21 protein-coding genes and 4 pseudogenes are annotated in these 20,703 nt (G+C 71.4%); 19 read left to right on the top strand and 6 right to left on the bottom strand.

Translation table 11 applies throughout. The features are described from left to right. The 4 genes and pseudogenes from ACT4N7_RS13525 to ACT4N7_RS13540 form a co-directional block, all read right to left on the bottom strand. Positions 1 to 672, bottom strand: a pseudogene (locus ACT4N7_RS13525) (phosphoadenylyl-sulfate reductase); the annotation flags it as partial. Beyond that, a complete protein-coding gene (locus ACT4N7_RS13530; protein WP_444829049.1) occupies positions 669 to 830 on the bottom strand; it encodes an Insertion element protein in 162 nt (53 codons plus the stop codon). The gene ACT4N7_RS13530 and the pseudogene ACT4N7_RS13525, both read right to left, overlap by 4 nt. Then, positions 827 to 2,530: a nitrite/sulfite reductase gene (locus ACT4N7_RS13535; protein WP_444829050.1), complete on the bottom strand. Its 1,704-nt coding sequence runs from the start codon at positions 2,528 to 2,530 to the stop codon at positions 827 to 829. Before ACT4N7_RS13535 ends, ACT4N7_RS13530 begins: the two co-directional genes overlap by 4 nt. Positions 2,531 to 2,644: 114 nt before the next feature. Continuing rightward, the gene (locus tag ACT4N7_RS13540) at positions 2,645 to 2,773 is read right to left on the bottom strand and encodes a putative leader peptide (RefSeq protein ID WP_444829051.1); all 129 of its coding nucleotides are present in this window, start codon (positions 2,771 to 2,773) and stop codon (positions 2,645 to 2,647) included. A gap of 78 nt (positions 2,774 to 2,851) precedes the next feature. On the opposite strand from ACT4N7_RS13540, the gene hemW reads away from it, so the two are divergent. From hemW to ACT4N7_RS13555, 3 genes are all read left to right on the top strand, one after another. Then, positions 2,852 to 4,066 carry a radical SAM family heme chaperone HemW gene (gene hemW, locus ACT4N7_RS13545; protein ID WP_444829052.1) on the top strand — a complete coding sequence of 405 codons (1,215 nt, stop codon included), beginning with the start codon at positions 2,852 to 2,854 and terminating at the stop codon, positions 4,064 to 4,066. A gap of 158 nt (positions 4,067 to 4,224) precedes the next feature. After that, the gene (locus ACT4N7_RS13550) at positions 4,225 to 5,928 is read left to right on the top strand and encodes an FG-GAP-like repeat-containing protein (RefSeq protein WP_444829053.1); all 1,704 of its coding nucleotides are present in this window, start codon (positions 4,225 to 4,227) and stop codon (positions 5,926 to 5,928) included. 10 nt (positions 5,929 to 5,938) lie between these two features. After that, positions 5,939 to 6,385 carry a HEAT repeat domain-containing protein gene (locus ACT4N7_RS13555; RefSeq protein WP_444829054.1) on the top strand — a complete coding sequence of 149 codons (447 nt, stop codon included), beginning with the start codon at positions 5,939 to 5,941 and terminating at the stop codon, positions 6,383 to 6,385. Here ACT4N7_RS13555 and ACT4N7_RS13560 read toward each other — a convergent pair. Beyond that, the gene (locus ACT4N7_RS13560; RefSeq protein WP_444829055.1) at positions 6,371 to 7,252 is read right to left on the bottom strand and encodes a bile acid:sodium symporter family protein; all 882 of its coding nucleotides are present in this window, start codon (positions 7,250 to 7,252) and stop codon (positions 6,371 to 6,373) included. The genes ACT4N7_RS13555 and ACT4N7_RS13560 overlap by 15 nt on opposite strands. A 182-nt stretch (positions 7,253 to 7,434) precedes the next feature. On the opposite strand from ACT4N7_RS13560, the gene hrcA reads away from it, so the two are divergent. The 14 genes and pseudogenes from hrcA to ACT4N7_RS13630 all read left to right on the top strand — a co-directional run bounded on the left by hrcA (position 7,435) and on the right by ACT4N7_RS13630 (position 18,408). Then, a complete protein-coding gene (gene hrcA / locus ACT4N7_RS13565) occupies positions 7,435 to 8,457 on the top strand; it encodes a heat-inducible transcriptional repressor HrcA (RefSeq protein ID WP_444829056.1) in 1,023 nt (340 codons plus the stop codon). A gap of 58 nt (positions 8,458 to 8,515) precedes the next feature. Beyond that, entirely contained in the window at positions 8,516 to 9,673 is a 1,158-nt protein-coding gene (gene dnaJ / locus ACT4N7_RS13570) for a molecular chaperone DnaJ (RefSeq protein ID WP_444829094.1), read from the top strand. After that, positions 9,670 to 10,404, top strand: a complete 735-nt coding sequence (locus ACT4N7_RS13575) for a 16S rRNA (uracil(1498)-N(3))-methyltransferase (protein WP_444829057.1) — start codon at positions 9,670 to 9,672, stop codon at positions 10,402 to 10,404. The genes dnaJ and ACT4N7_RS13575 overlap by 4 nt, the downstream gene beginning before the upstream one ends. A 172-nt stretch (positions 10,405 to 10,576) precedes the next feature. Further along, on the top strand, positions 10,577 to 10,924 hold the full coding sequence (locus tag ACT4N7_RS13580; RefSeq protein ID WP_444829058.1) for a histidine triad nucleotide-binding protein: 348 nt from the start codon (positions 10,577 to 10,579) through the stop codon (positions 10,922 to 10,924). A 99-nt stretch (positions 10,925 to 11,023) separates the two neighbouring features. After that, positions 11,024 to 11,746: pseudogene (locus tag ACT4N7_RS13585) on the top strand (PhoH family protein); the annotation flags it as partial. A 408-nt stretch (positions 11,747 to 12,154) separates the two neighbouring features. After that, positions 12,155 to 12,460 (top strand): annotated as a pseudogene (locus ACT4N7_RS13590) (LAGLIDADG family homing endonuclease); the annotation flags it as partial. Between the two features lie 219 nt (positions 12,461 to 12,679). After that, positions 12,680 to 13,027: pseudogene (locus ACT4N7_RS13595) on the top strand (PhoH family protein); the annotation flags it as partial. A 23-nt stretch (positions 13,028 to 13,050) separates the two neighbouring features. Further along, entirely contained in the window at positions 13,051 to 13,602 is a 552-nt protein-coding gene (gene ybeY, locus ACT4N7_RS13600) for an rRNA maturation RNase YbeY (protein WP_444829059.1), read from the top strand. A 3-nt stretch (positions 13,603 to 13,605) separates the two neighbouring features. Further along, positions 13,606 to 14,943 (top strand): hemolysin family protein, encoded by a 1,338-nt coding sequence (locus tag ACT4N7_RS13605; protein WP_444829060.1) that lies wholly within the window; start codon positions 13,606 to 13,608, stop codon positions 14,941 to 14,943. Further along, a complete protein-coding gene (locus tag ACT4N7_RS13610) occupies positions 14,936 to 15,271 on the top strand; it encodes a cytidine deaminase (RefSeq protein ID WP_444829061.1) in 336 nt (111 codons plus the stop codon). Before ACT4N7_RS13605 ends, ACT4N7_RS13610 begins: the two co-directional genes overlap by 8 nt. Positions 15,272 to 15,326: 55 nt before the next feature. Next, complete coding sequence (gene era, locus ACT4N7_RS13615; RefSeq protein WP_444829062.1) at positions 15,327 to 16,235, top strand: GTPase Era; 909 nt, start codon at positions 15,327 to 15,329, stop codon at positions 16,233 to 16,235. A gap of 9 nt (positions 16,236 to 16,244) precedes the next feature. Then, positions 16,245 to 17,006, top strand: a complete 762-nt coding sequence (gene recO, locus ACT4N7_RS13620) for a DNA repair protein RecO (RefSeq protein WP_444829063.1) — start codon at positions 16,245 to 16,247, stop codon at positions 17,004 to 17,006. A gap of 125 nt (positions 17,007 to 17,131) precedes the next feature. Then, entirely contained in the window at positions 17,132 to 17,977 is an 846-nt protein-coding gene (locus tag ACT4N7_RS13625; RefSeq protein ID WP_444829064.1) for an isoprenyl transferase, read from the top strand. After that, on the top strand, positions 17,974 to 18,408 hold the full coding sequence (locus tag ACT4N7_RS13630; protein WP_444829065.1) for a YbjN domain-containing protein: 435 nt from the start codon (positions 17,974 to 17,976) through the stop codon (positions 18,406 to 18,408). The genes ACT4N7_RS13625 and ACT4N7_RS13630 overlap by 4 nt, the downstream gene beginning before the upstream one ends. 186 nt (positions 18,409 to 18,594) lie before the next feature. Here the strand turns inward: ACT4N7_RS13630 and ACT4N7_RS13635 are convergent, their stop codons facing one another. Beyond that, a complete protein-coding gene (locus tag ACT4N7_RS13635) occupies positions 18,595 to 18,837 on the bottom strand; it encodes a hypothetical protein (RefSeq protein ID WP_444829066.1) in 243 nt (80 codons plus the stop codon). A 24-nt stretch (positions 18,838 to 18,861) separates the two neighbouring features. Between ACT4N7_RS13635 and ACT4N7_RS13640 the strand changes: the two genes are divergently transcribed. Both ACT4N7_RS13640 and ACT4N7_RS13645 read left to right on the top strand, forming a co-directional pair. Beyond that, entirely contained in the window at positions 18,862 to 19,923 is a 1,062-nt protein-coding gene (locus ACT4N7_RS13640; protein WP_444829067.1) for a permease, read from the top strand. After that, positions 19,920 to 20,681 (top strand): TIGR03943 family putative permease subunit, encoded by a 762-nt coding sequence (locus ACT4N7_RS13645; RefSeq protein ID WP_444829068.1) that lies wholly within the window; start codon positions 19,920 to 19,922, stop codon positions 20,679 to 20,681. Before ACT4N7_RS13640 ends, ACT4N7_RS13645 begins: the two co-directional genes overlap by 4 nt. Positions 20,682 to 20,703: the final 22 nt, after the last annotated feature.

Here is a 20,703-nt window from a genome sequence, read left to right on the forward strand (position 1 = left end):
GCATTCGGTTTTCGCCGTGCCCGTCCAGCGGCCGCTTCGCGGGTCGGCTCCCGGGGCGGGTTTCGCGGTGCAGGGGGCGCAGCCGATGCTCGGGTAGCCCTCGGACACCAGCGGGTTCACCAGCACGCCGTGCTCGGCGATGTAGCGGTCCATGTCGTCGTCCGACCACGCGGCCAACGGGTTCACCTTGACCAGTCCGAACTTCTCGTCGTAGCTGATCAACGGGGTGTTCGCCCTGGTCGGGGCCTCCACCCGGCGGACCCCGGTGACCCACGCGTCGTAGCGGGCCAGGGTGCGCTCCAGCGGTAGCACCTTGCGCAGCGCGCAGCAGCGGTTCGGCTCGCGGGCGAACAGGTCCTAGCCCAGCAGCGCGTCCTGCTCGGCGACCGAGTGGTCCGGCTCCGCGTTGACCATCCGCACGTCGTAGACGGCCTCCACCGCGTCCCGGGTGCCGATGGTCTCGGCGAAGTGGTAGCCGGTCTCCAGGAACAGCACGTCGATGTCGCGCTTGGCCTGGTACGCGAGGTCGATCAGCACCGCGTCCTGCATGTTGGACGCCACGACCAGCTTGTCGCCGAACGCCGCCGCGGCCCACGCGAGCGTCTCCGCCGCCGTGGCCTCGGCCAGTTCGTGCCCGGCCTGCTCGACCAGTTCCTGTAGTGCCGCACTCACTTCGCCACTCCCGCCGTGTTCAGGTTCAGACCAACGAACTTCACCGTGAACACGCGGCGGCAGCCCGAGCACAGCCAGGCCGCGTGCGGTTCCTCCTGCGGACGCAGGTCCTCGTCGCCGCAGTAGGGGCAGTAGAACGGTGTCGCGCGCTCGGTCACCTCAAATCACCCTCGTCCGCGCGGGTGACCCACTGGGCGAAGCGCTCGTCCGGCTCCCGCTTCGCCACGAAGTTGCGCACCACGCGCTCGACGTAGTCGGACAGTTCGTCGCCGGTCACCTTGTGGCCGCGCAGTTTCCGGCCGAACCCGGCGTCCAGGCCGAGACCGCCGCCGAGGTGCACCTGGAAGCCCTCGACCTGGTTGCCCGCGTCGTCGATGACGATCTGGCCCTTGAGGCCGATGTCCGCGGTCTGGATGCGGGCACAGGAATTGGGGCAGCCGTTGATGTGCACCGAAATCGGTGCGGCGATCCCGTCGGTGATGTCGGTGAGCCGGGACTCCAGGGTGGTCACCAGGTCCAGCGCGCGGGCCTTGGTCTCGACGATGGCGAGCTTGCAGAACTCGATGCCGGTGCACGCCATCACCCCGCGCCGCCACGGCGACGGCTCGCTCTGCAGCCCCAGCTTGGCCAGTTCCCCTTGCAGGGCCCGCACTTCGGCCTCGGCGACGTCGAGCACCACCAGCTTCTGCTGCGGGGTGAACCGCACCCGCGACGAGCCCGCGCGCTCGGCGGCCTTGGCCACCTCGACCAGCACCGACCCGGACACCCGGCCCGCGATCGGCGCGGCGCCGATGTAGAACCGGCCGTCCCGCTGCCGGTGTACGCCGATGTGGTCGCGTGGCACGGCGGGCACCTCGGGCGCGGGGCCGTCGATCAGCTTGCGCCCCAGGTACTTCTCCTCCATGACCGCGCGGAACTTCGCCACACCCCAGTCCTTGACCAGGAACTTGATCCGCGCGCGGTGGCGCAGGCGGCGGTAGCCGTAGTCGCGGAACACGCTGATGACCGCGCCGTAGACATCGGCGACCTCGTCCAGCGGCACCCACGCGCCGAGTCGCTGCCCGATCATCGGGTTGGTCGACAGGCCGCCGCCGACCCAGACGTCGAAGCCGGGGCCGTGCTCGGGGTGCACGACACCGACGAACGCGATGTCGTGGATCTCGTGCGCCACGTCGGGCAGCCCCGACACGGCGGACTTGAACTTGCGCGGCAGGTTGGCGAACGCCTTGTCGCCGATGAAGCGGCGCTTGATCTCGTCGATCGCCGGGGTGCCGTCGATGACCTCGTCCTCGGCGATGCCCGCGACCGGCGAGCCCAGGACGACCCGCGGGCTGTCGCCGCACGCCTCCATCGTGGTCAGGCCCGCGCCCTCCAGCTTCGCCCAGATCGTGGGCATGTCCTCGACCCGGATCCAGTGGTACTGGATGTTCTGCCGGTCGGTGATGTCGGCGGTGTCGCGCGCGTAGGTCTGCGACACCTCGCCGATCACGGCGAGCTGCTCGGTGGTGACCGCGCCGCCGTCGATGCGGATGCGCAGCATGAAGTACTCGTCGTCGAGCTCCTCGGGCTCCAGCGTCGCCGTCCGCCCGCCGTCGATGCCAGGCTTGCGCTGGGTGTAGAGGCCGTACCAGCGGAACCGGCCGCGCAGGTCACCCGGGTCGATGCTCGCGAAGCCGCCTTTGGCGTAGATGTGCTCGATCCGCTCCCGCACGTGCAGCGGGTTGTCGTCCTTCTTGGACCGCTCGTTCGGATTCAGTGGTTCGCGGTAGCCGAGCGCCCATTGGCCCTCGCCCCGGCGGGCATGCGCGCGGGTAGTGGACTGCGCGGGGGCCGTAGACGATGGTGTGGTGGGAGACACCGGCTGTCCTCCGGGGTCGGGGCGCTCGTGCGCACCGGGCCGGACCCCTCGCGACAGGCGGGATCAGCCGGTACACCCGGGCGCCTGCGGAAATCGAGAAAGAGCGGCGACGGGTCAGGGGTACCGGCGGCACATCGCGCTGGACACGCGGCGGAAGTCCACGTGGCGGCGGGCCACCAGGAAGACTTCGGTCGCGGACATGACCCCAGCGTGCCACGCGTCCACTTCGTGGTCCACAGCCATCCGAATGTTGGGACGGCCCGCGCCGTGCTTGCGCGCCCGGCCGCCAGGTGCCTGGGCTGGACCTGGGAAGATGGCGCCGTGGCCGCTCTATTCCCCGATGGTGAACCCGCTCCCGCCGATGGCGCGCTTCCCGCCGCGGCACTCGCCGGGCTGGGGGCGCGGCCGTTCGGCGTCTACGTGCACGTGCCGTTCTGCGCGACTCGCTGCGGCTACTGCGACTTCAACACCTACACCGCCGGTGAGCTGGGCACTTCCGCCTCGCCCGGGTCGTGGCTGGAAGGCGTGCGGCGCGAACTCGACCTGGCCGCCCGGGTGCTCGGCGAGCCGCCGCGGGTGGACACGGTGTTCGTCGGCGGCGGCACTCCGTCACTGCTCGGCGCGGACGGCCTCGGCGCGGTGCTGGACGCGGTCCGCTCGACCTTCGGCCTGGCCGAGGGCGCCGAGGTGACCACGGAGTCCAACCCGGAGTCGACCTCGCCGGAGTTCTTCGCGGGCCTGCGCGCGGCCGGTTACACCAGGGTGTCGCTGGGCATGCAGTCCGCGGCCCGGCACGTGCTCGCCGTGCTCGACCGCACGCACACGCCCGGCCGGGCGGTCGCCGCCGCCCGCGAGGCCCGCGCCGCCGGGTTCGACCACCTCAATCTCGACCTCATCTACGGCACCCCCGGCGAGCGCGCCGAGGACCTGGCCGCGTCGCTGGACGCCGTGCTCGACGCCGGGGTCGACCACGTCTCGGCGTACGCGCTGATCGTCGAGGAGGGCACCGCGCTGGCCCGCCGGGTGCGCCGGGGCGAACTGCCCGCGCCGGACGACGACGTGCTGGCCGACCGCTACGAGCAGGTCGACGCGGCCCTCTCGGCCGTCGGGCTGCGGTGGTACGAGGTGTCGAACTGGGCGTCGTCGGACGCCGCCCGCTGTCGGCACAACCTGGGCTACTGGCTCGGCGGCGACTGGTGGGGCGCCGGTCCCGGGGCGCACAGCCACGTCGGCGGGGTGCGCTGGTGGAACGTCAAGCACCCGGCCCGCTACGCCACGCTGCTCGCCGAGGGCCATTCGCCCGCCGCGGGCCGCGAACGCCTCACGGCCGACGACCGGCGCGTCGAGCGGGTGCTGCTGGAACTGCGGCTGGCCGAGGGCCTCTCGGTCGACGCCCTGGACGCCGACAGGCTCGCCGAGGCCGACCTCGCCGTCCGCGACGGCCTGCTCGACGGACCCGCGCTGGCGGGCGGGCGCTGCGTGCTCACCGACCGGGGCAGGCTGCTCGCCGACGCGGTCGTCCGCAGGCTCACCTGACCGTCTCCCGCCACGTCGGAAAGAGCGGCCCTGCGCGGTGCGGGTGACTGTCTGAGCGTGGTCGGCCGACCACCCCCGGTCGACCGTGCACGGCCGCGTGTATCTGTGGCGGGCGCCGGGCCCTCTTCGGTGCATACACGCGACCCGAGGCGGTGCCCATGTCACTCCGAAACGGCGACTTCGACGGCGATGGCAGATCCGAGATCCCCATCGCCAGCCCCTGGGGCCTGGGTGTCCTGGAACTGTCCGGCGGCACCCTGTCCTCCCCGGTGATGGCGCCCAACGGCACCCGCTTCGGGGGCTGGCTGCTCAACACCGCGGACAACCGCTTCGAGGTCCAGGCCGACCTCGACGGCGACGGCAAGCAGGAGATCCTCATCGCGAGCCCGTGGGGGCTCGGCGTGCTCAAGCGCTCCGGCGGCACGTTCACCTCGATCGTCATGGCGCCCAACGGCACCCGCTTCGGCGGGTGGCTCCTGAACACCGCCGACAACCGGTTCGGCCCGGTGGGCGACTTCGACGGCGACGGCAAGCAGGAAGTCCTCATCACCAGCCCGTGGGGCATCGGCATCCTCAAGCTCACCGGCAGCACCTTCAGCGTCCTCATGATGGCGCCCAACGGAACCCGCTTCGGCGGGTGGCTGCTCAACACCGCCGACAACCGGTTCGGCCCGGTCGGCGACTTCGACGGCGACGGCCGCGCGGAGTTGCTCGTCACCAGCCCGTGGGGCCTCGGGCTGCTCGAACTGTCCGGCGGCACCCTGGCCGCGCCGCTCATGGCGCCCAACGGGACCCGGTTCGGCGGTTGGCTGCTGAACACCGCCGACAACCATTTCGGCAGCGTCGGCGACTTCGACGGCGACGGCAGGCCCGAGCTCGTCGTCACGAGTCCGTGGGGGATCGGTGTCCTCAAGCACACCGGCGGCACCTTCGCCCCGGCCATGATGGCGCCCAACGGGACCCGCTTCGGGGGCTGGCTGCTCAACACTGCCGACAACCGGTTCGGCCCGGTGGGCGACTTCGACGGCGACGGCCGCGCGGAACTGCTCGTCGCGAGCCCATGGGGGCTGGGCATCCTCGAACTCGCCGGCGGAACCCTGGGCGCCCCGATGATGCAGCCCAACGGCACCCGCTTCGGCGGCTGGCTGCTCAACACCGCCGACAACCGCTTCGACATGGTCGGCGACTTCGACCGCGACGGCCGCGACGAGATCGTGGTGACCAGCCCGTGGGGCCTGGGCATCCTCGAACAGGTGGGCGCCACGATGGGCGCGGTCACGATGGCCCCCAACGGAACCCGGTTCGGCGGTTGGCTGCTCAACACCGCGGACAACCACGTGGGCATCGGCGCGGAGATCGTCCGGCTGCACGTCAAGATCCTGACCAACCCGACCGTGCCGATCGAGCAGATGATCACCGCGATGCAGCAGGTCTACGAGGCGGTCGGGGTCAGGGTGCACCGGGTCAGCACCGAGACGCTGAACCTGCCCGCGCTCAACGACCTCGACGTCGGGCGGTGTCCACTGGGAACGGGCACGACCGCCGAGCAGACCACGCTGTTCGGCAACCGCGCCAACGCGGGCCCGGGTGACGTCGTCGTGTACTTCGTCCGCACCACCACGCCGCCGTCGAACGGCTGCGCCACCCACCCGGCGAACCGGGCGGGCGCGGTGGTGGCCTCCGGCGCCACCCGCTGGACGCTTGCGCACGAGGTCGGGCACGTGCTGGGGCTGCGCCACGTGAACGACAACAACCGGCTGATGACCCAGAACGGCACCGCCAACATCACCAACCTGCCGCCCGACCTCATCCCGATGGAGATCATCGAGATGAAGGACAGCACGCTCACCCACGCCGAATAGGAGAAGGCCGATGCCGGTCACCATGCGGGACGTGCGGCTGCGTCTCGACAGTGAGGAAGTCGACTACGAGGGCGCGGCGGCGCTGGGCGAGGACGCGCTGCCCCACCTCGCCGAGTTGGCCGAGAGCCCGGACACCATGCTCGTGTCCAAGGCCGTGTACCTGGCCAGCCTCATCGGCGGCGCCCGGTCCGCGGCGATCGTCGCGGGCGCCGCGCGGCACGAGGACCCGATCGTGCGGATCGCGGCCGCCTCCGCGCTGCGCAACCTGGAGTGGGAGGCGTTCGAGCAGGTCGGCGACGGCCTGCTGGACGACGCTGACGCGGGCGTGCGCAAGGTCGCCATTGGCTCGGTGGCCGCCGCCGACTCCCCGGCGCTCACCGACAAGGTGCGCCGGGCGGCGACCGACGACCCGGAGGAGTTCGTCCGCGACGTGGCCGCCCGGTCACTGTCCGACTAGCGCCTTGGCGTTGCGTCGGGCGATGAGCAGGGCGAACGCCCCGGCCGGGATGAACATCAGGATTCCGTACACCGCGGCGGGCACGGCCATCTGCGTGTTGTTCAGCAGCGACGGGCTCAGCGCGATGGTGATGGCCAGCGTGCTGTTGTGGATGCCGATCTCGAACGACGACGCGATCGCCTGCCGCGGCTCGACGCGCCCGAGCCGGGGCACGAGGTACCCGATCGCCAGGCTGAGCACGCACAGCAGCAGGGCGACAAGCCCGACCGCGCGCAGGTAGCTCACCACGTTGGCGCGCTCGGTGTAGACCGCGATGGCGATGACCGCGACCAGCACCACCAGCGAGGCGACCTTCACCGGACCGCGCATGCGCTCGGTGAACTGGGGGAACCGGTTGTTCACCACCATCCCGATGATCACCGGCACCAGCACGATCGCGAACACCTGCAGCATCTTCGCCGGCTGCAGGCCGATGGCCTCGTCGCCGTCGAGGAACCCGGAGATCGCGAGGTTGACCACGATCGGCAGCGTCACCACGGCCAGCACCGAGTTGATCGCGGTGAGCGTGATGTTCAGCGCGACGTCGCCGCCCGCGAGGTGGCTGAAGAGGTTCGCCGTCGTCCCGCCGGGGGAGGCGGCGAGCAGCATCATGCCGACCGCGAGCACCGGTTCGAGGTCGAAGGCCAGCACCAGGCCGAGGCACAGCACCGGGAGCACCAGCACCTGCACGCCCAGCGCCAGCAGCGCCGCCTTCGGCACCCGCGCCACCCGGGTGAAGTCGGCCACGGTGAGCGTGAGCCCGAGGCCGAACATGACGATCGCGAGCGCGATCGGCAGGAAGACCGTGGTCAGCGTTGACGAGGCCATGACAGCTCCAAAATACCCAGGTGGAGACCAATCCGAGCATAGTTCAGATAAGTCGGACAATTCCGCAAGGTCTGTGTGTGAACCGTGATCGAGATGCCGGGTTTGGCACCGTTTTTCCCCTGCTCCCGCGCGGCTCCGTAAACTTGGGCCGACACGGGTCGAGACGGCGAGGGAGGTGGCACGTGGTCAGCTCCGACGAGCGTCGGTTCGAGGTGCTTCGCGCGATCGTCGCGGACTACGTGCACAACCAGGAGCCGGTCGCGTCGAAGGCCATTGTCGAGCGGCACAACCTGGGTGTCTCCAGCGCGACCGTGCGCAACGACATGGCCTCGCTGGAGGAGGACGGCTACATCACCCAGCCGCACACCAGCGCGGGCCGCATCCCCACCGACAAGGGCTACCGGCTGTTCGTGGACCGGCTCAGCGAGGTCAAACCGCTCAGCACGGCCGAGCGCCGCGCCATCCACAGCTTCCTCGAAGGCGCCATCGACCTCGACGACGTCATGCGGCGCAGCGTGCGGCTGCTCGCCCAGCTCACCCGCCAGGTCGCGGTCATCCAGTACCCGACGCTGACCACGTCCACCGTGCGCCACGTCGAGGTCGTCAGGATCACCCCGGCCCGGCTGATGCTGGTGCTGATCACCGACACCGGCCGCGTCGACCAGCGCATGGTCGACCTCGGCGACATCGTCACCGACGAGGCCGTCGCCCGCCTGCGCGCACTGCTCAACGCCGCCCTGGCAGGCAGGCGGCTCGCCGACGCCGCGGCCAAGGTCGCCGAGTTGCCCGAGTCCGCCCCCGGCGAGCTGCGCGACGTGCTGACCAGGCTGGCCACCGTGCTGGTCGAATCGCTGCTGGAGCACCCCGAGGAGCGGCTGGTGCTCGGCGGCACCGCCAACCTCACCCGCAACGCCGCCGACTTCCCCAACTCGCTGCGCCAGGTGCTGGAGGCGCTGGAGGAGCAGGTGGTGGTGCTCAAGCTGTTCGCCGCCACCGCCGACTCCGGCATGGTCACGGTGCGCATCGGCGAGGAGAACGAGGCCGAGGAGATGCGCAGCACCTCGGTGGTGTCCATCGGCTACGGCACGCGTGCGACCCTGCTCGGGGGCATGGGCGTGGTCGGGCCGACCAGGATGGACTACCCCACGAACATCGCCGCGGTCCGCGCGGTGGCCAACTACGTCGGGGACATCCTCGGCCGGTAAGGCATTCGGCTAGACAAGGTGAATCCCCGGCGTGCCCGGGGCAGGAGGACTGGACACGGTGGCGAGGGACTACTACGGCACGCTCGGGGTGCGGCAGGACGCGACCTCCGAGGAGATCAAACGCGCCTACCGCAAGCTCGCGCGCGAGCTGCACCCGGATGTGAACCCCGACGAGGCGGCGCAGGCGCGGTTCCGCGAGGTCACCGCCGCGTACGAGGTCCTGTCGGATCCGCAGAAGCGCCAGATCGTCGACCGGGGCGGCGACCCGCTGGCCAACGGCGGCGGGGGCGGCGGCCGTGACCCGTTCGGCGGCGGCTTCGGCCTCGGCGACATCATGGACGCCTTCTTCGGTGCCGCGACGGGCGGCGGCGGCGGTCGCGGCCCGCGCAGCCGGGTCCAGCCGGGCTCGGACGCGCTGCTGCGCATCCAGATGACCCTGGAGGAGTGCGCCACCGGCATCAGCCGCGAGATCACCGTCGACACGGCCGTGCTCTGCGACCGGTGCCGCGGCGCGGGCTGCGCCGCGGGCACCGCCCCGACCACCTGCGACACCTGCGGCGGGCGCGGCGAGGTGCAGTCCGTGCAGCGGTCGTTCCTCGGCCAGGTCGTCACCGCCCGGGCCTGCCCGACGTGTCGCGGCCTCGGCGAGGTCATCCCCGACCCGTGCCAGCAGTGCGCGGGCGAGGGCCGGGTGCGTTCGCGGCGCACCATCACCGCGAAGATCCCGCCGGGCGTCGCCGACGGCATGCGCGTGCGGCTCTCCGGCCAGGGCGAGGTCGGCCCAGGTGGTGGTCCCGCGGGCGACCTGTACGTCGAGGTCGCCGAGCTGCAGCACGCGACGTTCGAGCGCGCGGGCGCCGATCTGCACTGCACGCTGCGGGTGCCGATGACCACGGCCGCGCTCGGCGCCGTGTTACCGCTGGAGACCCTCGACGGCCAGGTGGAGCTGGAGCTGGAGCCCGGCAGCCAGTCCGACACCGAGCTGGTGATGTCCGGCCGCGGCCTGCCGCGGCTGCGCTCCACCGGCCGCGTCGACGGCCGCGGCGACCTGCACGTGCACATCGAGGTCGAGGTCCCGACCCGGCTCGACGCCCGGCAGACCGAGCTGCTGCGCGAGCTGGCCGCCCTGCGCGGCGAGGAGGAGCACACCCTGGCCACCGCCAACGGGCGCACTGGCGGGCTGTTCTCCCGGCTGCGGTCGCGCCACCCCCGATGACCCTGGCGCTGTTCCTGGTCGACGCGGTGCCGGTCGGCGGCGCGTTCACCCTGGACGGCCCCGAGGGCAGGCACGCCGCCGCGGTCCGGCGGCTGCGGGTGGGCGAGGAGCTGCTCGTCTCCGACGGCAGGGGAGCGGTGGCGCACTGCGTGGTGGCCGCCGCCGCGCGCGACTCGCTCGACCTGACCGTGCACCGGCATTGGGTCGAGCCGCCGCCCGCGCCGCGCGTGGTCGTCGCCCAGGCCCTCGCCAAGGGCGACCGGGGCGAGCTGGCCGTCGAGCTGGCCACCGAGGCGGGCGCCGACGCCATCGTCCCCTGGCGCGCGGCGCGCTGCGTCGCCAAGTGGGACGACGGCCCGCGCGGCGCCAAGGCTCTCGACCGGTGGCGGGCCACGGCCCGCGAGGCGGCGAAGCAGGCGCGCAGGCCGTGGGTGCCCGAGGTCGCCGACCCGGTCGACACCCGCGCCCTCGTCGCCCTGGCCGAGGTCAGCGCGTTGACCCTGGTCCTCGAAGCGGGCCGGACCACCCGTTTGGCGGAAGTCGCGCTGCCCGCCGCGGGCGACGTGCTGCTCGTCGTCGGCCCCGAGGGCGGCATCACCGACGCCGAGATCGACGCGTTGGCACAGGTGGGCGCGCGGGTGGTCCGGCTGGGACCGACCGTGCTGCGGACCTCGACCGCCGCCGCCGTCGCCCTCGGCGCGCTCGGCGCCCTCACGACACGGTGGCGCTGACCGCGTACCACCCGCTACCCTTTGCCCCGCAAGCGTTCCGTTCGCGGGACGCGGCAGGGCCACCGCCGGAACCCTCCCCCCTCGGTCCGGCGGCGCCGCGCGCGGCGGTGGAGCAACCCCCAGGCTGTACCGCCCGCGCGGCATCCCCCGCCGATCGCATTAGTCTGCGGGCATGAGCGCGGACTGCCTGTTCTGCAAGATCGTCGCCGGTGAGGTTCCCGGCACCGTCGTACACCAGACCGACACGGTGGTCGCGTTCCGCGACATCTCCCCCCAGTCCCGCGTGCACGTCCTGGTCGTGCCCCGCGAGCACCACGAGGACGCCGCCGCGCTCGCCGCCGCCGACCCCAAGCTGCTCGCCGAAGTCCTCGCGGCGGGCGCCGAGGTCGCCCGCGTCGAGGGGATCGACGAGTCCGGGTACCGGTTCGTGTTCAATACCGGCGACGACGCGTGCCGCACGGTTTTCCATGTCCACCTGCACGTTCTCGGCGGCGAGCAGCTCGCGGGCTTCGGCCGCTGAGCGATTTCTCCGGTGCGCGCTGTCGGTGCCTGGGACTAGCATCGAACCCGGCAGACCGACCGACCAGCGCGCTGGCGCAGAAGGCAGGACCGAGAGCACGTGACCGGTACCGAACAGGGTGGAGACCCCCGACCTTCTGCTGAGTCCGAGCCAGGCCGCGACGCCCAGTCGCGGTTCGCCATTCCCGAGGGAGCCGTCCTGGGGCTGTTGGGCTCCGGCGACGAGAACCTGCGCCTCGCCGAGGATCTGCTCGACGCCGACGTGCACGTCCGCGGCAACGAGGTCACGCTGTCCGGCGCCCCAGCCGACGTGGCCTTCGCCGAGCGCGTGTTCACCGAACTCACCACCCTCGCCGGGCGCGGCCAGCAGGTCGGCCCGGACACCGTGCGCCGCACCGTGGCGATGCTCTCCGCAGGCGCCGCCGAGTCGCCCGCCGAGGTGCTCAGCCTCGACATCCTGTCCCGGCGCGGCCGCACCATCCGCCCGAAGACGCTCAACCAGAAGCGCTACGTCGACGCCATCGACGCCAACACCATCGTGTTCGGCATCGGCCCGGCGGGCACCGGCAAGACTTACCTCGCGATGGCCAAGGCCGTGCAGTCGCTGCAGGCCAAGCAGGTCAACCGGATCATCCTCACCCGCCCGGCCGTCGAGGCGGGGGAGCGGCTGGGCTTCCTGCCCGGCACCCTCTACGAGAAGATCGACCCGTACCTGCGCCCGCTCTACGACGCGCTGCACGACATGATCGACCCGGAGTCCATCCCGCGGCTGATGCAGGCGGGCACCATCGAGGTCGCCCCGCTGGCCTACATGCGCGGCCGCGCGCAGCCAGTGTCCACGAGTGTGCTCACGCCGGATGGCTTTCGCCCGATCGGCGAGTTGCGGGTCGGCGACCTGGTCGTCGGTTCGAACGGTGAACCAACCCCGGTCCTCGGTGTGTATCCCCAGGGTGAGAAGGACATCTACCGCGTCACCGCACAGGACGGGGCATCGACCCTGTGCTGCGGTGATCATCTATGGACTGTTCGGACGGCTTCGGACCGCCGCCGAGGGAAGCCTTGGCGGGTCCTGGAGACCAAGGAGATGATCGGAAACCTTCGGGCGGCCTATACCGGGCGGTACGAATTGCCGCTGCTCACGGCGCCGGTCTGCCATCCTGAGCAGGACGTCCCGATGGACCCGTACGCGCTCGGCCTGCTGCTTGGCGATGGCTGTGTGACAGGTGGTGCCATGCCCGCCTTCGCCACCGCCGACCCGGAACTCGCCGTCGCTCTACCGTCGGCCCTCCCCGGTGTCGCGGTGCGCTCGTTGCTTCTGCTCGACACGCGATCACCGACGAAGTTCATCCCGGACGGCTACCTGCACAACAGTGCCGAGGTCCGGCTCGGCCTTCTCCAGGGACTGCTGGATTCCGACGGCGGACTGGTCATGCGGGCAGGCCGCACCTCCCGGATCCAGTACGCGACCACGTCGCCCTTGCTGCGTGACGGGGTGATTCACCTGGTCCGGTCCCTTGGCGGCGTCGCGTACGCGCGCCGGAGGAACGCCCACGTCGTCGAGATCCGACTTCCCGCGGGTATCGAGCCGTTCCGCCGCAGTCGCAAGCAGGAGAGGTACCACGCGGCTGGGGGCGGCGGGAGACCGATGCGCTTCGTCGACAGCATCGAGGCCGCGGGGCGCGCGGAGGCGGTGTGCATCCAGGTGGCGGCAGCCGACTCGCTGTACGTCACCGAGGACTACCTGTTGACCCACAACACGCTCAACGACGCGTTCATCATCCTGGACGAGGCGCAGAACACCACGCCCGAGCAGATGAAGATGTTCCTCACCCGGCTCGGCTTCGGCTCCAAGATCGTGGTCACCGGCGACATCACCCAGATCGACCTGCCGGGCGGCCAGCGCAGCGGCCTGCGGGTGGTCCGGGACATCCTCGGTGACGTGGACGACGTGCACTTCTCCCTGCTCACCAGCCACGACGTGGTCCGCCACAAGCTCGTCGGCGACATCGTCGACGCCTACGAGCGCTGGACGGTGACGCAGGAGGAGGCCGAGGACACCCGCCGCGGCCCGGTCCGCGCGGGTGGCCGCAGGCAAGGCCGCTGAGCCGACCAGGGACAATGACGCCCGTGAGTATCGAGATCGCCAACGAGTCGGGGGTGGCGGTCGACGAGGCGTCGATCGTCACGGCCGCCCGGTTCGCGTTGGACCGGATGAACGTCAGCAAGCTCGCCGAGCTGTCCGTGCTGCTCGTGGAGCTGGACGTGATGTCCGACCTGCACGAACGCTGGATGGACCTGCCCGGCCCCACCGATGTCATGGCCTTCCCGATGGACGAGCTCGACTCCGCGCGCAGGCCCGACGCCTCCGAGGTCGGGCCCGCGCTGCTGGGCGACATCGTGCTGTGCCCGGCGTTCGCCAAGGACCAGGCGCGCACCGCGGGCCACAGCCTCAACGACGAGCTGCACCTGCTCACCGTGCACGGCGTGCTGCACCTGCTCGGCTACGACCACGCCGAGCCTGCCGAGGAACGCGAGATGTTCACCCTGCAGAAGCGCATCCTCGCCGACTTCCGCGCCGCCGCCGCCGAGGCCCGGCGCCGCGCGGCGCAGCGCGTCGAGGACGACAAGCTGCTCGGCGCGGTCGGGCTCGGCGAGTCCGAGCCGACCCAGGAACGCTGAGCGGTGTCCTCCGATTCGGCGGGCCTGCTCGTCATCGCGGTCCTGCTCGTGCTCGCGGCCGGCTGTTTCGCCGCCGCCGACGCCGCGCTGTCCGCGGTCTCCAAGGCGCGCGTGGAGGGTCTGCTGCGCGGCGGCCGCACCGGGGCCCGGCAGCTCCTCGCGGTCGTCACCGAACGGCCCCGGCACATCAACCTGCTGCTCCTGCTGCGGCTGAGCTGCGAGCTGACCGCAACGGTGCTGGTCGCCGTCGTCTGCCTGCGCTCGATCAGCCCCGGCTGGGTGGCCGGGCTGGTCGCGTCGGTCGGCATGATCGTCGTGTCGTACGTGCTGGTCGGCGTCGGCCCGCGCACCATCGGCCGCCAGCACCCGTACGGCGTCTCGCTCGTCGCCGCCGGACCGGTCCGCGTCCTGGGCTCGGTCCTCGGCCCGCTGTCGCGCTTCCTGATCCTCGTCGGCAACGCGATCACCCCCGGCAAGGGCTTCCGCGAGGGACCGTTCTCCTCCGAGGTCGAGCTGCGCGAGCTGGTGGACCTCGCCGAGGAGCGCGGCGTGGTCGACGCCGACGAGCGCGAGATGATCCACTCGGTGTTCGAGCTGCGCGGCACCATCGCCCGCGAGGTCATGGTGCCGCGCACCGAGATGGTGTGGATCGAGCAGACCAAGTCGGTCCGTCAGGCGCTCGCGCTGTCGCTGCGCACCGGCTACACGCGTATCCCGGTCATCGGTGAGAGCGTGGACGACATCGTCGGCGTGATGAACCTCAAAGACCTCGTGCGCGCCTGGATGGAGTCCTCCGCCGAGACGCAGGCCGTGGCGGGCGTCATGGGCCCGGCCACCTTCGTGCCCGACACCAAGCGCCTGGACGACCTGCTGCGCGAGATGCAGCTCTCCAAGAACCACATCGCCATCGCGGTGGACGAGTACGGCGGCACGGCGGGCCTGCTCACCATCGAGGACATCCTGGAGGAGATCGTCGGCGAGATCACCGACGAGTCCGACACCGACGACCGCCCGCCCGTCGAGCACCTCGACGACGGCGCCGTCCGGGTCAGCTCCCGGCTCCCCGTGGAGGATCTCGGCGCCCTGTTCGGCCTCGAACTCGACGACGAGGACGTGGAGACCGTGGGCGGTCTGCTCGCCCAGCGCTTGGGACGGGTGCCACTGCCCGGCGCGGAGGCGGAGATCACCGGACTACGGTTCCGGGCCGAGGGCGGCAAGGACAACCGCGGCCGGATGCGCATCACCTCCGTGGTGGTGCGGCCGATCGAGCCGGTCGAGGAGCGCGCGCAGAGCGCCACCGCCGACGACCCGGAGTGGGAGAGGAGCGCCGACCGTGGCTGAGCTGGACGCGGAGGACGCCAAGATCGTGACCCTGGCGCGGTCGAGCCGGGCGCGGACCGGGGCCGCCGAGGGCGCCGCCGTCCGCGACACCGACGGCCGCACCTACGCGGCCGCCACCGTCGCGCTGCCCTCGTTGCGGCTCACCGCGCTGCAGGCAGCGGTCGCCGCCGCAGTGTCGAGCGGCGCCGAGGGGCTGGAGGCCGCCGCCGTGGTCACCGAGTCCACCGCGGTCGACGCCGAGTCGCTGGCCGCCGTACGCGACCTTGCCGCGAGCGCCCCGGTGCTGCGCGCCGACCCCGGCGGCACCGTCCTCGACGTGCTCAGGTGAGGGCGCCGACCGCACCGAATCGGCCCGCCGGGTCGACGAAAGGCACAATGACCCCGTGACCAGCAGCACCGAGGGCCATCGTTCCGGTTTCGCCTGTTTCGTCGGCCGACCCAATGCCGGGAAGTCGACGCTCACCAACGCGCTCGTCGGCAGCAAGGTCGCCATCACCTCCAGCAAACCGCAGACGACCAGACACGCCATCCGCGGCATCGTTCACCGCGACGACGCCCAGCTCATCATCATCGACACGCCCGGCCTGCACCGCCCGCGCACCCTGCTCGGCCAGCGGCTCAACGCCATCGTCCGCGAGACATGGTCCGAAGTGGACGTCGTCGGGTTCTGCGTGCCCGCCGACCAGAAGGTCGGCCCCGGCGACCGGTTCATCGCCGCCGAGCTGGCCAAGGTCGCCAAGCACACCCCGGTCGTCGGCGTGGTCACCAAGACCGACCTGGTCTCCCCGGACCAGGTCGGCGCGCAGTTGCTGGCGCTGCAGGACGCACTGGACTTCGCCGAGCTGATCCCGGTGTCCGCCGTGGACGGTTTCCAGGTGTCCACGCTGACCGACCTGCTGGTGGCGCGGCTGCCCGAGGGCCCGCAGCTCTACCCGGGCGGCGAGCTGACCGACGAGCCTGAGGCCACCCTGGTCGCCGAGCTGATCCGCGAGGCCGCCCTCGAAGGCGTGCGCGACGAACTGCCGCACTCCATCGCGGTCACCATCGAGGAGATGATCCCGCGCGAGGGCCGCGACGACCTGATCGACGTGCACGCCCTGCTCTACGTCGAGCGGCCCAGCCAGAAGGGCATCGTCCTGGGCCACCGCGGCGAACGCCTCAAGGAAGTCGGTTCGGTCGCGCGCAAGCACATCGAGGCCCTGCTCGGCACCCGGATCTACCTCGACCTGCACGTCAAGGTCGCCAAAGATTGGCAGCGCGACCCCAAACAGCTCCGCCGCCTGGGGTTCTAGAATGACCCGGTGAGCCTGTACCGCGACACCGGCGTGGTGTTGCGCGTGCAGAAACTCGGCGAGGCCGACCGGATCATCACGCTCATCACCCAGAAGCACGGCAAGGTCCGCGCCGTCGCCAAGGGCGTCCGCCGCACGACCTCGCGCCTCGGCGCGCGCGTCGAGCCGTTCGCCCACGTCGACGTGCAGTTCTACACCGGGCGCACGCTCGACGTGATCACCCAGGTGCAGACCCTGGACGCGTTCGGCGTGGGCATCGTCAACGACTACCAGCGCTACACCGCGGGGTGCGCGGTCCTGGAGACCGCCGACCGGATGTCCGCCGAGGAGGGCGAGCCGGTCCTGCGGCTCTACCTGCTGGTGGCGGGCGCGCTGCGCGCCCTGGCCGACCGCGAGCGCGACGCCTCGCTGGTGCTCGACGCGTTCCTGCTGCGCGCGTTGGCCTTCGCCGGGTGGTCGCCCGCCGTCACCGAGTGCGCCCGCTGTGGCGAGCCGGGGCCGCACCGGGCGTTCAGCGTGCAGGCCGGGGGGTCGGTGTGCCCGAGGTGCAAGCCGCCCGTGTCGGCCAATCCGCCGTACGAGGTCCTGGTGCTGATGGACTCCCTGGTCCACGGCGTGTGGGAGGTGGCGGAGCGGTCGACGGACTCCACCCGGCGGGAGACCAGCGGGCTGGTGGCGGCGTTGCTGCAATGGCACCTGGAACGCCAGTTGCGGTCGCTGCCGCTGGTCGAACGCAGGCGCGCCGAGGACCGTCCGCCGAAAGCGGAATAGATTTCCCGGCGATTTCGCGGAAATGTGCCGGAATCGAATTCGACACGGCTGAAATGACGCGCGCGGCCGCCGGGTAGGATCCCGCACTGGCCTTACCGGGATTTCGTGCGGAGGTAGTAGAGGAAATGCTGCGACGGCGGCGGATCAGCAGGCGCGAGGCCGGTCGGCCGGTCGCCCCCCCGGACCCGCACCCCTCCGGCGCGCGCCCGCCCGCGATCCCCGCCGAGTTCGTGCCCAAGCACGTCGCGATCGTCATGGACGGCAACGGGCGCTGGGCCAACCAGCGCGGCCTGACCCGCATCGAGGGCCACAAGCGCGGCGAGGCCCAGGTGGTCGAGACGGCGCGCGGGTGCATCGAGATGGGCGTCAAGTGGCTGTCGCTGTATGCCTTCTCCACGGAGAACTGGCGGCGCAGCCCGGACGAAGTCCGCTTCCTGATGGGCTTCTCCCGCGACGTCATCCGCGACCGCACCGACGAACTCGACGAGATGGGCGTCCGCGTGCGGTGGGCGGGCCGCAGGCCCAGGCTGTGGCAGAGCGTCATTCGCGAGCTGGAGGCCGCCGAACAGCGCACCCGGCACAACGACGCTCTCAACCTCGCCATGTGCGTGAACTACGGCGGCCGCGCCGAGATCGGCGACGCCGCCAGGGAGATCGCCCGGCTCGCCGCCGCGGGCAAGATCAACCCCGAGAAGGTCGACGACCGCACGATCGGGCGATTTCTCTACCAGCCCGACATGCCTGACGTGGACCTGTTCATTCGGCCGTCGGGGGAACAGCGCACGTCGAACTTCATGCTCTGGCAGTCTGCGTACGCGGAGTTGGTGTTCCAGGACGTGCTCTGGCCCGACTTCGACCGCCTGCACCTGTGGCAGGCCATCGAGACCTACGCGCGCCGCGACCGCCGCTTCGGCGCGGCCGCCGACTCGGCCGACGTGGCCGCGCGACGAGAGGCCAAAGGAGCCCCATGACCACCGACGCGGCCACGCTCGACAACGCCCGAGAGGCCCTGGAGCACTACCACGACGTCCACGTGGACGATGACGGTGCGCTCACCTTCCGCCACGGCGATGTGCCGTGCGCGGTCCAGGCCATGCAACTCGCCGAGGGCCTCACGGTCCTCAGCCTGACCTGCGTGGTCGCCTGGGACCTGCCGAAGGACCCGGCCCTCGCGGTCTCCGCCGCCGAGCGCGCGGGCCAGGGCCTGTTCGGCACCCTTGGTGTGGTGCACACCGATCGAGGGATGGATGTAACCCTCCGCTACGCCTTCCCCGCCGAAGGTCTGACCCCCGCCGCGCTCGGCACCCTGCTTATGCTGGTGGTCTCGACCGCTTCCCAATTGCGGACCGACCTGTTGGGAACCGTCAGCGCGCAAAGCTCAACCGGCGACACCCCAATTTGATGCACATGCCGGCATCATTCGGCGCGTGACTGTCCCGCACCGCTGCCTCCCGCACCCCGGTCGGCGCTGATGAGTGAGAAACCACAGCACCGCCCGGACGCCGCCGAGCCCACGACACCGCCCCCGCCGGGCACCAACGGCGCCTCGGCGGCACATCCCGACCCCGCCCCCCAGGAAGGCGCGCCCTCAGCCGCGCCGCCCGCTGACCCACCATCTGCCGATCACTCCGGTGACCATGCCGCAGGTGCGGCAGCGGAACCCCCAGCCGCCAACAAGCCGCCCGCTGGCGAGTCCGGTGCCGGGTCCTTGACAGCCGACCTGTCGGGTGTTGGTGAGTCGGGTGCCGGGTTGTTGGATGCCGGTGAGGTCGCTGGTGGCCAGGCTGTGGATGCGGTGCCGGGAGTTGCTGCGGCAAGCCAATCCGGTCACGTTCGGCAATCGGGTGCGGCGGCGATGGCCGAGCCGCGTGCGGGCGCCGGGAGCGTCGCCGTTGCGGATCGGCCGGATGAGCCTGCGGTGCCGAGCGCCAACACGGAGGGGCCCAAGCGCCGCATCAGCTCGCTGGAGGTGCTGTGTGGTCTGCTGGTGGTCGCGCTGCTCGGCCAGAGCTGGCTTGCCTCCTGGCTGGACGTGCCCGCCATTCAGACCGGCGCGACCATTTTCGTCGCGGTCTGCGTCCAGGCATTGCCGTTCCTCGTGCTCGGTGTCCTCATCAGCGGCGCCATAGCCGCGTTCGTGCCCGCGTCGGCGTTGAACAAGTTGCTCCCCAAGAACCAGGCGTTGGCGGTACCGGTCGCCGGGATCGCGGGGGTCGCGCTGCCGACGTGCGAATGCGCGGCGGTGCCGGTCGCGCGCAGACTGATGCAGCAGGGCGTGCCGACGTCGGTGGCGCTGGCGTTCCTGCTGGCCGCGCCCGCGGTCAACCCGATCGTCCTGGTCGCCACGAACGTCGCGTTCCCCAACAGCCCCGGCATGGTGCTTGCCCGCCTGGTCGGCTCGCTGGCCACCGCGATTGTCATGGGCTGGCTGTGGGCCCGCTTCGGCAAGGCCGAGTGGATCATCGAGCGGGCGCTGCGCCGGATGCCCGAACTCGACGGCCGCTCCCGCTGGCGCATGTTCTTCGAGACCTCCCGCGCCGACCTGGTCGACGCGGGCGGATTCCTGGTCATCGGTGGCCTCACCGCCGCCGTCCTGAACGTCGCCATCCCGCGGGAGTGGGTCAGCACCCTGGGCGAGCAGATCATCCTGGGCGTCATCGTGATGGCTGTGCTGGCTGTTCTCCTGGCACTGTGCAGCGAGGCGGACGCCTTCGTCGCCGCGTCCATCTCGGGCATGCCGCTGTTGCCCAAGCTGGTCTTCCTCGTCGTCGGCCCGGCGATCGACGTCAAACTGTTCGCCCTGCAGACCGGTACGTTCGGCAAGTCGTTCGCGGTCCGGTTCGCGCCCGCCACGTTCGTCGTGGCCACCGCCTGCGCCGTGATCTCAGGTGTCGTCTTCCTCGGGGGTGTCGGATGAGGCGGGAAACCCAGAACATTCTGCTGATCCTGGTCGGCGGTGCGCTGCTGAAGATCTCCTTCACCGGCACGTACCTGCTCTACGTCAAACCGGCGCACCAGCCCTGGCTCATCGCGGGCGGCCTGATCATGGTCACGCTCGCCGCGGTGTCCATCGGACGCGACCTGCTGGCCGCCCGCGAGGACGAAACGGCAGGCGCCGACCACCACGAGCACGACGGTTCCGACGCCGAGCACGACGATCACAACCACTCCGCCCGCAGCGCGTGGATGCTGCTCCTGCCGGTCCTGGCGATCTTCCTGATCGCGCCGCCCGCGCTCGGCTCCGACTCGGTCATGCGCGGCGACAACCGCGCCGCTGCGAGCCGCGCGTCGGGCACGGACGGCTCGTCGGTCTTCCCGCCCATCCCGCAGGGCGACGTCGTCTCGGTCACCATGAGCGACTTCGCCGCCCGCGCGGCCTGGGACTCGGGCAATTCGCTCAACGGTCGAAACGTCAGGCTCGTCGGCTTCATCGTGGTCCAGGACACCGACACCTTCCTGGCCCGGCTGTCCATCGCCTGCTGCGCGGCGGACGCGTTCCCGGTCAAGGTGAAGTTGGACGGCCCCGGCACGGCAGGTCTGGCCAACGACACCTGGATCGAGGCGGTCGGGCAGGTCCAGCCCGGCACCGCCACCAAGGAGTCGGACTACGTCCCCACCTTGTCGATCACCGGCCTCGCCCCGATCGCGCAGCCCGAGAACCCGTACGAGCAGTGACCCCTGGGACCTCCGCCGCCCG

It is taken from the genome of Actinokineospora sp. (assembly GCF_052390155.1).
In the GTDB taxonomy this organism is placed as follows: Bacteria; Actinomycetota; Actinomycetes; order Mycobacteriales; family Pseudonocardiaceae; genus Actinokineospora.

Coding starts and splice junctions, on each gene's coding strand:
- ACT4N7_RS13580 (WP_444829058.1), top strand. CDS start 10,577: ATGAGCGCGGACTGCCTGTTCTGCAAGATCGTCGCCGGTGAGGTTCCC.
- ACT4N7_RS13555 (WP_444829054.1), top strand. CDS start 5,939: ATGCCGGTCACCATGCGGGACGTGCGGCTGCGTCTCGACAGTGAGGAA.
- ACT4N7_RS13560 (WP_444829055.1), bottom strand. CDS start 7,252: ATGGCCTCGTCAACGCTGACCACGGTCTTCCTGCCGATCGCGCTCGCG.
- ACT4N7_RS13645 (WP_444829068.1), top strand. CDS start 19,920: ATGAGGCGGGAAACCCAGAACATTCTGCTGATCCTGGTCGGCGGTGCG.
- ACT4N7_RS13640 (WP_444829067.1), top strand. CDS start 18,862: ATGGCCGAGCCGCGTGCGGGCGCCGGGAGCGTCGCCGTTGCGGATCGG.
- ACT4N7_RS13540 (WP_444829051.1), bottom strand. CDS start 2,773: ATGGCTGTGGACCACGAAGTGGACGCGTGGCACGCTGGGGTCATGTCC.
- ACT4N7_RS13630 (WP_444829065.1), top strand. CDS start 17,974: ATGACCACCGACGCGGCCACGCTCGACAACGCCCGAGAGGCCCTGGAG.
- ACT4N7_RS13550 (WP_444829053.1), top strand. CDS start 4,225: ATGTCACTCCGAAACGGCGACTTCGACGGCGATGGCAGATCCGAGATC.
- ACT4N7_RS13575 (WP_444829057.1), top strand. CDS start 9,670: ATGACCCTGGCGCTGTTCCTGGTCGACGCGGTGCCGGTCGGCGGCGCG.
- ACT4N7_RS13625 (WP_444829064.1), top strand. CDS start 17,132: ATGCTGCGACGGCGGCGGATCAGCAGGCGCGAGGCCGGTCGGCCGGTC.